General features: G+C 40.8%; 10 protein-coding genes. 8 read left to right on the top strand and 2 right to left on the bottom strand.

Going from position 1 to position 12065, the window contains the following annotated elements; genetic code table 11:
• Position 1: 1 nt before the first annotated feature.
• A complete protein-coding gene (locus D6856_RS09890; RefSeq protein WP_158588900.1) occupies positions 2-682 on the top strand; it encodes a glycosyltransferase domain-containing protein in 681 nt (226 codons plus the stop codon).
• A 76-nt stretch (positions 683-758) separates the two neighbouring features.
• Positions 759-1643, top strand: a complete 885-nt coding sequence (locus D6856_RS09885) for a TylF/MycF/NovP-related O-methyltransferase (protein ID WP_120686737.1) — start codon at positions 759-761, stop codon at positions 1641-1643.
• Positions 1644-1789: 146 nt separating this feature from the next.
• On the opposite strand, the gene D6856_RS09880 is transcribed toward D6856_RS09885, so the two are convergent.
• Positions 1790-2026 (bottom strand): hypothetical protein, encoded by a 237-nt coding sequence (locus D6856_RS09880; RefSeq protein WP_120686736.1) that lies wholly within the window; start codon positions 2024-2026, stop codon positions 1790-1792.
• 3 nt (positions 2027-2029) lie between these two features.
• Positions 2030-2998, bottom strand: coding sequence for an Rpn family recombination-promoting nuclease/putative transposase (locus D6856_RS09875; RefSeq protein ID WP_158588899.1), 969 nt, complete (start codon positions 2996-2998; stop codon positions 2030-2032).
• Between the two features lie 173 nt (positions 2999-3171).
• On the opposite strand from D6856_RS09875, the gene D6856_RS09870 reads away from it, so the two are divergent.
• The 6 genes from D6856_RS09870 to D6856_RS09845 all read left to right on the top strand — a co-directional run bounded on the left by D6856_RS09870 (position 3172) and on the right by D6856_RS09845 (position 11986).
• Positions 3172-4344 carry a DUF4422 domain-containing protein gene (locus D6856_RS09870; RefSeq protein ID WP_120686734.1) on the top strand — a complete coding sequence of 391 codons (1173 nt, stop codon included), beginning with the start codon at positions 3172-3174 and terminating at the stop codon, positions 4342-4344.
• Positions 4345-4393: 49 nt separating this feature from the next.
• A complete protein-coding gene (locus D6856_RS09865) occupies positions 4394-4633 on the top strand; it encodes an aspartate dehydrogenase (RefSeq protein ID WP_243114070.1) in 240 nt (79 codons plus the stop codon).
• Positions 4634-4784: 151 nt separating this feature from the next.
• Complete coding sequence (pseB, locus tag D6856_RS09860) at positions 4785-5795, top strand: UDP-N-acetylglucosamine 4,6-dehydratase (inverting) (protein WP_330544271.1); 1011 nt, start codon at positions 4785-4787, stop codon at positions 5793-5795.
• Between the two features lie 179 nt (positions 5796-5974).
• The gene (locus tag D6856_RS09855; protein WP_158588898.1) at positions 5975-8803 is read left to right on the top strand and encodes a sulfatase-like hydrolase/transferase; all 2829 of its coding nucleotides are present in this window, start codon (positions 5975-5977) and stop codon (positions 8801-8803) included.
• A 167-nt stretch (positions 8804-8970) separates the two neighbouring features.
• The gene (locus tag D6856_RS09850) at positions 8971-10170 is read left to right on the top strand and encodes an SGNH/GDSL hydrolase family protein (RefSeq protein WP_120686732.1); all 1200 of its coding nucleotides are present in this window, start codon (positions 8971-8973) and stop codon (positions 10168-10170) included.
• A 229-nt stretch (positions 10171-10399) separates the two neighbouring features.
• On the top strand, positions 10400-11986 hold the full coding sequence (locus D6856_RS09845) for an NAD(P)/FAD-dependent oxidoreductase (protein WP_120686731.1): 1587 nt from the start codon (positions 10400-10402) through the stop codon (positions 11984-11986).
• Positions 11987-12065 lie beyond the last annotated feature (79 nt).

Genomic DNA, 12065 nt, shown 5'->3' with positions numbered 1-12065 from the left:
CGTGAAAATAGCTATTTATTCGTGTGTTGCCGGAGGATATGACAAGAAGAGAGAACCTAAGGTTCTAGAAGATGAATGTGACTATTTCATGATATCAGATGATCGTGAACTAGCTGGAGAAAGTGTAACTTGGATTGATATAGATAAAGTGGTTCCTTCTGTAGATATGTCTCCAAAAGACAAAAATAGATTTTGTAAGATGCATCCACATAGTATTTTTTCTGATTATGATTATTCTATTTATTATGATGGATCGATACAGATAGTTAAGCCTATTTCGCATAACATATCCTTAGTAGGAAGAAGTGGTTTGGCTATTCACAGGCATCGAGAGAGAGATTGCATATATTCTGAAGGTATTTTTCTTTCATGGCTTGGAGCAGTGGATAAGGAACTACTTATTAAAGACATTGAGAGATATGCAAGGGCAGGAGTGCCTAAACATTTTGGATTATTTGAATGCGGAATGATTGTCACCGATTTAAAGAATCCCATTTCTCTAGAGCTATATAAAAATTGGTATATGGAATATCTAATAGGAGCAAAAAGAGACCAGCAAGCTTTGATATATACGCTGTGGTCTATGGGAATGACTCCTGATGATATAGGCGATATAGGGGGAGAGTATAATGTATTAACTAATCCTGATATAAGTTGGGATCGTGGAGCGCATTACAGGTAGTGAGTTGAAAGTATATTTGGTAATGGAGGCTTTTTAAATTACAAATAAGATTTACATATGATAGGGGGCAAATAATATGAAGGTCTTGATATGGGGGTGCGGTGACTATGGTCGAAAAATCGTACCTCAGCTTATGCGAATGAATGATATTGAGATAGTAGGTTATACTGATAGTAATGAGATGTACTGGGGGAAAAAGCTAGGAATGTTTAGAGTTTTTTCACCGTCTGAAATTGTGGATCTGGATGTTGATCAGATTCTCGTAGCAGTTAGTAATCCTGTTTATAGCCATTCTATTATGGAAAGTATAGAGAAAATGGGAATCGAAGGTGTTTCTATAATAGATGTTTTTTGTGATGATTTCTATTTTGATTTATTGATTGATCAAAGAATTAATTTTATTAGAGGATATTCAAAATGGATATATTCTAATAATATTTTGGGAAACGTGGCGGAATGTGGAGTGTTCAGAGGGGATTCTGCAAAATATATAAATAAATATTTCCCGGACAGAAAATTATTTTTGTGTGATACTTTTGAGGGTTTTTCAAAATCAGATTTAAAAAATGAGATTGAAAACAGTAATGTAAATTTTTTAGAAAGTCGCTTCGCGGATAGGAATTTTTTTGAGGAAACTTCTGTTGATTTGGTTATGAAGAAAATGCCTTATCCGGAAAAAGTTGTTATTAAACAAGGATACTTTCCTGAGAGCATGGAGGGAGTAAGTGACAAGTTCGCATTCGTAAATCTGGATATGGATTTATATATTCCTATGTATGAAGGACTTAAATTCTTTTGGAATAAGATGGCTGAAGGAGGTTGTATTTTATTACATGACTATTTTTCAGATAACTTTATTCGAGTAAAAGATGCAGTTTATGATTTTGAAAATGAACTAGGAGAAAAGTTAATAAAAGTACCGATTGGAGATGATTGCAGTTTGGCAATTATACGTAATTGAGAAGTTTTGAACATATTATAATTGTTTTATGTAGAGAAGATAGTAGATATTACGCAACCTCCGTGATGCCTAAAGCTACGCATGTTGCAAATAAATTCCCCCGCATTTCTGCGAGGGAGAGATGAAAATCAAGCATCTTGAAAACTTTATTTTTTTATCTTTTTTTCAAGATCGGTTTTTATTTTTGCAATGGAGGTTTTCTTTTCGGCAATTTCAGCATCCAACTTAGCTATGGCGGCGTTCTTTTCAGCAAGCTTAGCTAAGCATTTTTCTTCGGCGTCAGTATAACCGGCTGTGTACATAGAGTTCATTTGCTCTCTGTAGCGTCGCTTGCCTTCAAGTATTTCTTTTTCCTGGTTGCTATAATCAAGTTCGAAGATCAAGATTTATACCTCCTTGTATTTGGCAAGCTCGGCTTGTAATTTGGCGATGGTAGCGTCCTTTTCTGAAAGGGCAACGTCCTTTTCGGCAAGGGAAACAGCATTCTCGGCAAGAGCAGCATCCTTATCAGCGATGGTGGCATCTTTTTTTGCTAGAGCGACGTCTTTTTCAGCAAGAGCAATATCTTTTTCGGCAAGCTCAGCTTCGTATTTTTCTTCAGCGTCAGTATAGCCTGCGGTGTACTGAGAATTCATCTGCTCTCTGTAACGGCGCTGGCCTTCGAGAATTTCTTTTGCCTGATTGTCGTAATTAAGTTCGAAGATCAAATTTCCTACCTCCTCGATATCAGGATGGTTCTTGGCAAGAGTTTTAAATTCTTCCCAAGTGGTTGCTTTAAAAAGGTTCGCCCAGTACACAAGGTTGTTGGTAATATCTTCTTGTGTGGCAAGATCTGTGTGGTTTAATTGTAGCACATTTATACCAAATTTATCAGTATACAAGTGATGGTTTTTGAGATTGATAAGACGGTATTTCGCATAGAATTCCGGTTCTGCATGGGGGAGCAGCTCCTGATCGGTGATGCAAAATAAAGTTGTGGGTTTGACTAGGGAATAATTGTCGCCATTGCCGATGTTGTCATATGCGCGGCACAGATAGATTATTGAACGAGATGTCCAATACTTGTCAGGGTATACCTGGAGCTCAATATTGAGAATCTCATTATTGTTGAGAGTGAGCTTTACATCCATGATTGTTTCTTTACCTGCGCTGTTGAGGTCAATGGGGTTTGTGACAATGACACTTTTTACATCATCCGGAGATAGGCCTTTTAGGGCGCATACAAGGCCGGTTAAGGCTCTCTCGGATTTTTGCATGACATAATGGAACATCATGTCGCTCATGAGAGTGAACTCGATTTCTCCTGTTGCTGTTTCGTAGGTTAATGTTTTGCGATTGTCATTTGTTTTTGACATAATAGAATAAAATCCTTTCTGGATACGTAGATTTGGCGGATTCGCCATACATCGGCTTAGAATTGTCATTGAAAGACTGCCGATGTTTTCTATGATATCAGACAAATTTTAAGAAATACCGTCGAAAAATCTTAAGATTTTATGTAGATAGGTCAGATTGAGCAGGGGGCTATATGAAAACTATCATCTACGGCGCCCAAGGCTATGCACTTGGCGTCTGTGAAGCGATGAAAACTTTATATCCGGAGCGGGAGATTCCTTTCTTCATGGTTTCGAGTCTTGAGGGGAATCCGGCTGTGCTTGCGGGGATTCCGGTAAAAGAGATTGCGGATGTCTCTGCGTCTTTTTCTGATGAAGAGAAAAAAGAGCTTGAGGTCATTATCGCTACGCCGGAGAATGTCCAGCAGGAGATAGAGGAGACGCTTGATGGATATGGATTTTGTAATCACAGTAGGCTTACGAGCAAACTCTGGGGGGAGCTGATGGATGCGTTCCACGAAAAGAGTGGGAAATTCAAGCCGCTTGCGGGAGATGGAGCTGCTGACGCAGGTGATGTTGGCACGGCGAAGGCAAGGTCCGCAGGCGTGGCAGTGAAAGCTTTTGACAAAGATAATTTTAGATTGAATATCTTCTTCGCCAGATCCCATAAGGATAAAGAACTTAAGACTAAGATTGTAAGACCGGAATATATGCATGCTATCCAGGTTGGCACGGCAAATACCGATGAGCGGATTGCTGATATTACGGATGATACCGGGGACAATATTTCTGCAAAGAACGGGAACTACTGCGAGATTACGGGGCTTTACTGGATCTGGAAGAATAGATTGTGCGAAGCCGGAAATGGCAGCAGCGCAGAAGAGCAAGATAAAGATAACGAGAACTACTTTGGACTTGCGCAGTACAGGCGCAGTTTTGAGCTTACAGAGGATGATCTGCGAAAGCTCTTTTGCAATGATATCGATGTTTTACTTCCGTACCCGCTTATGTACGAGCCGGATATCAACAAGCATCATGAAAGATATTTAAAGAATGCGGACTGGAAGGCTCTTTTGACAGCACTGGAAGAACTTCGGCCTGAGTATGCCGAGTATTTTCCGAAAGTCTTGGGGCAGCAGTATATGTATAATTACAACGTGATCCTTGCCAAGAAACAGGTGCTTAAAGACTACTGTGATTGGCTTTTCCCTGTGCTTGCGCGCGTTGAGGAATTATCCGTTCCCAAGGGCAGCGAACGCTCCGACCGTTACATCGGCTACATGGTCGAGACGCTGGAGACGCTGTATTTCATGAAGAACAGGGATGGGCTCAAGATTGCGCATAAAGAGTGCATGATGTATGTGTGAATAGAGCATAAAAGCTACCAACGTACTTTATTATCCAAGGCAGGTGCCCATGCTTTTTGATTTCATTTTTGGAAAAAATAAGAAAACTCCATCAGTCCCACCCTACGATTACGACCCGTCAAAAGAAAAGCCAATAATCCGAGCATCTATCTGCACCGGCGAGCAAGTTGCGGGCTTTAAGGATTTAGTGACAGGCGAGTTCCACGAGATAATGCTGATCCGCGACGAGAAGGATGTTGAGGATTTCAAGAAGGCGTATGGGGTTGAGAAAGTGGAGAAGGAGTACTGAAGGGAAAATCTGCTTAAGCGAAAGCTCTTTTGTATAAATCTTATACTTCTAGTTGCCAATCCTGCCTTTGATAAATATAATATATCGGTAAACTTATTTTTTCTGATATAATAGGTAGTGATTTCAGAATTTTATGGAGATAAGGAATATAATGAAGAATTCGATTTTGGATAACAAGACAATATTGGTTACGGGCGGTACAGGCTCTTTTGGGCATTGCTTTACCGAGTATGTCCTTCAGCACTACAATCCCAAGAAGATCATCATCTACTCAAGGGATGAGTACAAGCAGTTCACCATGGCCAATGAGAAGATATACAAAGAGAATGCTGATAAGATGCGTTTCTTTATCGGTGACGTAAGGGACGGAGCGAGATTTGAGCGTGCGTGTGAGAATGTTGATTACATCATTCATGCGGCTGCACTTAAGCAGGTGCCTGCATGCGAGTACAATCCTGATGAGGCGATCAAGACCAATATCACGGGTGCGCAGAATGTTATCAACGCTGCGCTTAATACAGGAGTTAAGAGAGTAGTTGCTCTTTCAACGGATAAGGCGGTTAATCCGGTTAATCTTTACGGTGCGACCAAGATGGTTTCCGACAAGCTCTTTATTGCTGCCAATGCATATTCGGGAACTAAGGATGTGAATTTCTCTATCGTTCGTTATGGTAACGTAGCAGGCAGCAGAGGATCGATCATTCCTTTCTTTAAGCAGCTTATTGAGAAGGGCGAGAAAGAGCTTCCTATCACGGATTATCGTATGACTCGTTTCTGGATCAGCCTTCCCGAGGGTGTTGAGCTAGTTCTCAAGGCGCTTGCAGAGGCTAAGGGCGGCGAGACATTCATCAGTAAGATTCCTTCATTCCATATCAAGGATCTTGCAGAGGCTATGTGCCCGGGCATCAAGACTGTTGAAGTTGGTATCAGACCCGGTGAGAAGCTTGATGAGATCATGGTAACAACAGAGGATGCTCCTTTTACATACGAGTATGACAAGCACTTCATCGTATATCCTCAGGTTACATTTAATGACAAGCAGGTTCCCGATCTTTCGGGCAAAAAAGTTCCCGATGGATTCTACTACAGCTCAGGCAATAACACAGAGTGGATGAGCGTTGAGGAGATCAGAAGAAGACTTTCTGAAGCTGTTGATCATTGAAATAATATGAATGATAAAGACCCGGATAACAACATGTCCGGGCCTTTTTAGAAGAGGGAAGATTGAGGGGGATTATGAAAAAAATAGTTAAAAGCGGTATTACCGCCTTATTTTCTGCGTTCTTTACCCTTTTGGGTTTCTCTGTAGTATGGTGTCTAAAGGTTTTCACTAGACTAAATATGGATGAATTGATATATGAGCTGTCTGCGCCTCTTAAGGGGACGGGGGGCGACATGATGTCAAGGTATATAGTCGGAGCATTGGTTCCGACAATTGCTGTTTCTGTATTTATAGTCTTATTTATCCTTATAAAAAAGAAAAAGATTCTTTTTCGTATCTGGATTATATCGTCTGCGGTATTTTCTGTTATTTCTCTGGCTGTTTTGGCATTCAAATTAAATGCAATTGAATATTTTATAAATTCGGGAAAAGAGTCATCTTTTATTGAGGATGAGTATGTGGATCCCGTGGAGGTAAAGCTTACTTTTCCCAAGAAAAAGCGTAATCTTATATATATTTATCTGGAATCCATGGAGATGACCTATAGTGACATCGATAATGGCGGCGGATTTGAGTACAATATGATCCCTGAGCTGACAGAGCTTGCCAAAGAGAGTGAGTGTTTTTCCGGTGACGATAAATTAAACGGAGCATATTCTACGGTTGGAACGACATGGACGATGGGGGCAATGTTTGCGCAGTCTTCGGGATTACCGCTAAAGACCTATGTGGAAGGGAATGCAATGTCTGAGCAAAAGACATTTTTCCCTGAGATAACTTGTATCGGAGATATTTTAGCTAAAGAGGGATATTATCAGGAGCTACTTATCGGTTCCGATGCTGTATTCGGAGGAAGAGAATTATTTTTTTCAATTCATGGAAATTATGAAATGCATGATTACGGGTACGCTCTCGAAAATAAGATTATTCCGGACGGCTATAAGGTTTATTGGGGATATGAGGATACCAAGCTTTTTGAAAATGCCAAGAAAGAACTGCTTGAGCTTAGTAAAAAAGATGAGCCGTTTAACCTTACTATGTTGACTGTAGACACACATCATCCTGATGGATATGTCTGTGATCTGTGTGAAGATACATTTGGAGATAACAAATATGCAAATGTTATTGCATGCTCTGATAAGCAGGTCTGTGAATTTGTCGAGTGGATCAAAAAGCAGGATTTTTATAAAGATACAACAGTGGTTGTCTGCGGAGACCATCCTACAATGAATGGAGGGTTCTGTGATGGTATTGACGGTGATTATGTAAGGAAGACATACACTGCATTCATTAATTCGGCTGTAGATAAGAGAAGAAAAGAATCAATACAGTATTCATCTTTGGATATGTTCCCTACTACCCTTGCGGCTATGGGAGTTAAGATTAAAGGGAATAAGCTTGGACTCGGAACAAATCTTTTTTCGGGGGAGCAGACTCTTATAGAAAGATTAGGAAGTGAAGAACTGGATTCGAAATTATCTATGCATTCCGCTTTTATGGATGAATTATCGGGCATTGCCGATGAGGAAACAAAAAGAGAGCGCAGATTACTTCCGGATGCCAATATAAATGTGATCGAGTATGATGAAGCTGCGGATACCATAGCGGTGGAGGTGGATGACATCATTAATGTTGAAGACTATGATGGCGTGAATGCCACATTATACGGACCTGATAATACAGTAATTGATTCTAAAGAGATGAGCGTTAATGTTGACAGGACATATTCCTGTAGTTTTAATATCGGTGTGCTTCAAGACAGAGTGGGAACTGTTGTGATTGAAACTATCGGAAAGGATGCATGTAAGGTCGGAGAGTTATCCGGAGATCTCAGTCTTCAGGCGCATGAGAGCTTTGAAGATTATGTCGACCTTCTAAATGACAGAGAGAATATTGCGGTTTTGTTTGCGGCATGTGGAGATTTTACGGCTAAGGCTCGTGAGACTGATCTTAATGAGTTTAAAAAACTTGGTATTGATGAAAAACTTGTGAATCAGGAAAATATAGGATTTTATGCTGTGCGGGATATACCTGCTTTGGTGTACGGTGCTGAAGATGAAGAAATATCATATGACGGAGCGTTTGTAGGTGATGATGTGAAGTACCATATTGAGAGTAGCGCATCACAAGGAAAAGGTAACTGCAGTATAACTGTTGACGGTGATGAATACGCTCTTAATGAAGAAGGAATAAACTGCGTTGTATATGATTATGAGAGTCACAGTGTAATAGACTCGGCATGTTTTGATCTTAATAATATCGGGAATATTAATCTAATTGGATCTGTGGATATGCGATTTGAGGACGATGGAAGTGCATTTTTGAGTGTGATTGATTATTCCGAATTGGTAATATGGAGGGTCAGAGCTCAGATATGGGATGAGCAACATTATACGGATCCGGTGACAATAGACTTTGAAGATGAATCTTTTTCATATATGTACTTTAACGGTAAAGCAGATCTAAAAGATATTGATGTAAAGAATGCATATATCGAAGTGACCTGCTACGATAATAACGGAATGAAGCATAACTATTTGGATTGGAAGGGAGATCTAAATCTTCTAAAGAATAGTTTTGAAGATTATTTGTCATATGGTATGTCTTTGGATGATACTGTAGTTCTGATGAGTGTCAAGGATGACATGTTCATTTCGAAGGATGATGATACTGTTCAGGTAATGAAAGAAAATGGGTTGTCTGATTTTTCTGCAATTGGTGATCATGAAGCATATTATGCGGTAATAAAAAAGGATGAAGTGTTAGAGGGACATGGCATAGATGCACTGTATCACAATGACGAATATGGTGGTATGACATATGCGATAGAAAGCAAGGGATGGGATTCCGGTTATAATTCTTCAATCAAAATAGACGGAGAAGAGGTTTCTCGGAATGAATCCGGAATGAATATAGTGTTGTATGATACCGTTAAGCATGCAGTGATTGATAGTGTGACGTATAGGTTTTCTCATATGGGAAGTGATAGCAAAGGTGTTTTCAGATAATGAATTAATCGATATTTCGTTAACTCCTTAAGACTTTCTTAAGATTAACGGCAGAAATTCTTAATTTTGATTCAAGACTATTTATTTCCCTCAAAAAGATGATAGAATGATTTTGGTGTACAGCAAAAGACAGAGAAGGTGTACAGCAGATAAGAGGAGAAAAAGGAATGAGAAAAATATATACGAAGGCATTTTCAGTAATGCTTTCACTTACAATGGTTCTTACTGCGTGCTCTGCTCCGGGGAAGGGAACGGACACTGCGGAAGAATATGTTAACGAAGACATTTTAAATAATGGAGAGCAGGCGAATGACGCTGCATCTCAGGACGCTTCAATTGTAGTGGCTGAGAATCTTACACAGCCTGCATTGGAGCAGGGAGCTGCATCAGCTTCAACTTCAACAGCCACACAAGAGCAGCCTGCACAGGAGACACCTGAAGAGGAGAAGGCTCCTGACAGATGTTATATGGTATTCATCGGTGATAGCCAGATGGAGAATGGATTAAGTGAGAGAACGGACATTGCGCACTTGGTTGCTGAGAGAGTTCCTCATGCCAAGGTTTATAATCTTGGAATCGGCGGAACTACTGCTTGTGTTGAGATGTCTACTTCAGACACTAATCTGGACAACTGGGATTCACCTTCATTTAACGGAATCTGCTACGGTCTTGCAGGCAAGATCGATGTAGACGGCGTATTTGCGAACCGTGAAGACGTAAGACATGCTATAAAAGAAATTAATCCCGCTACAGTTGATTATTATTTTATAGAATATGGTGCCAACGATTTCTTCCAGAAGATGCCGCTTGACAATACTCAGCATGACGGCAATGATCTTCATACATTCTATGGTGGACTTGAGAGAGGTATTGCTACTCTTAAGGAGATCAGTCCCCAGGCCAAGATTGTTATCATGACACCTTTTTACGGAATTTATACAGACGGTAACGGTAAGTATCTCGGTGACTCTTATATCGTAAGTAACGGGGTGGATACACTTGCCAACTACGCAAGAAAGGCACTTAATGTTGCCGATGATATGGATGTTATTGATTTTGATTGTATGAACGATAAGCGTTTTGATCTTTACCTTGATACTGCAGATGAGTACCTTATGGACGGAACCCATCTTACACTCAAGGGAAGACAGGTGGTTGCAAGACTTCTTGCACATATTCCGAATTTCTATGAAGAAAATGAACCTTATGAGTATTTGGAACAAGATTATATTAAGATAGCAGATTTTGATCCCGAAGAATACTTCATGGTGCCCAATTCCGAGCTTAAGGAAGCTAACTTCAATAAACTAATTAGAGAAGGCGGATTCCCTTTGGCACGTGAGCATGGCGCAGCTGACGATAACTAAGTTTACGCACGGATTTCGCATCCATGCGTAAATCCTTCAACAAAATAACCAACAAAAGGAAAGCCCACAGACTCCCTCAAACGTCTGTGGGTTTTTCCTTGTCTAAATTTAGGGGGATTCGCGTAATTCTTGAAGAATTTAGGCTCATAGAGTATACTACTAATATTAGTGGTACTATGCCCACTGGGCGACCGCTTATTTTAAACTATAGAAGTTGAGGGTAAACAATATGAAAAAGGCTCTTATAATTGGTGCAGGTCCTGCAGGACTTACAGCTGCTTACGAGCTATTGACCAAGTCAAAAGATTATCAGGTAGTGATATTTGAGGAGACCGACCAGTTTGGCGGTATTTCCAGAACCGTAGAATACAAGGGTAACCGCATGGATATGGGCGGTCACAGATTCTTTACCAAGGTTCCCGAAGTTAACGAGTGGTGGGACAAGATGCTCCCTCGTCAGGGTAAGCCCACTTACGATGATATAGTTCTAGACAGACCGATGCAGATGAATGAGGGTGGCCCGGATCCGGAGAAGACGGACAGGGTTATGCTCAGAAGAAACAGAGTATCCAGAATCTTTTTTGACCGTAAGTTCTATGACTATCCTATTTCTTTGAAGGCTGAGACTTTCAAGAACATGGGACTTATCAAGACAATTGAATGTGGATTTTCTTATATAGGTGCTATGCTTTTCAAGCGCAAAGAGAATTCACTTGAAGATTTCTATATTAACCGTTTCGGTAAGAAGCTCTATTCAATGTTCTTTGAGTATTACACAGAGAATCTTTGGGGCAGACATCCTTCCGATATCGACCCTTCATGGGGAGCACAGCGAGTTAAGGGCGTTTCAATTATGGCGGTTCTTAAGAATGCTTTCCGCAAGCTTTCCGGAAAGACGGGCGGTAAGGTTGAGACATCTCTTATCGAGGAGTTCAGCTATCCCAAGCTCGGTCCCGGACAGCTCTGGGAGGTGACGGCCGATGAGATCAAGAAGCTCGGCGGTACGATTATTATGAATGCTAAGGTTACCGGAATCAAGAAGGACGGCAATCACATCAAGGGCGTATCCTACATAATGGATGGTAAAGAGGTTGAGATTGACGGTGATATCGTTATCAGCTCAATGCCTATCAAGGATCTTGTTGCAGGAATGAATGATGTTCCCGCTGATCCCGCAAGGATCGCCGCAGGACTTCCTTATCGTGATTACATGACTCTCGGCGTACTTGTTCCAAAGCTCAATCTTGAGAATAAGACCAAGATCAAGACAATCGGCAATATTGTGCCCGACAACTGGGTTTACGTTCAGGACAGAACAGTTAAGATGGGAAGATTCCAGATCTACAACAACTGGTCTCCCTATTTGGTAAAAGATCTTGAGAACACCGTATGGGTGGGACTTGAGTACTTCTGTTTTGAAGGCGACAACATGTGGAACATGACCGAGGATGAATTCGCCAAGATGGCAATCGGTGAGATGGTCACACTTAACCTCATTAGCAGCGCCGACGAGGTTATGGATTATCACATGGAGAGAGTTAAGAAGGCATATCCCGCTTACTTTGATACCTATGAAGAGATGGATAAGCTCATCGAGTATCTCGATACTATCGACAATCTCTACTGCGTAGGTAGAAACGGTCAGCATAGATATAACAATATCGACCATTCAATGTGTACTTCTTTCGAGGTTGTAAAGAACATCATAAGCGGTAAGACAGACCGCAGCAATATCTGGAACGTCAACACCGAGAAGGAATATCATGAGACTGATGCGGCAGATAATGCAGCAGAAGAAGAGGTTGAAGTAGACTAACGGGCGTATAAACCCCAAGATATATTTGCAAACACAATGCGGTGCTTGAAAGAACATGGCACCGCATTTTTTAAGTAAT

The organism is Butyrivibrio sp. XB500-5 (assembly GCF_003625505.1).
Taxonomy (GTDB): Bacteria; Bacillota; Clostridia; order Lachnospirales; family Lachnospiraceae; genus Butyrivibrio.
The sequence above is the reverse complement of the archived record's forward strand: the minus strand, read 5'-3'. Positions and strand labels throughout refer to the sequence as shown.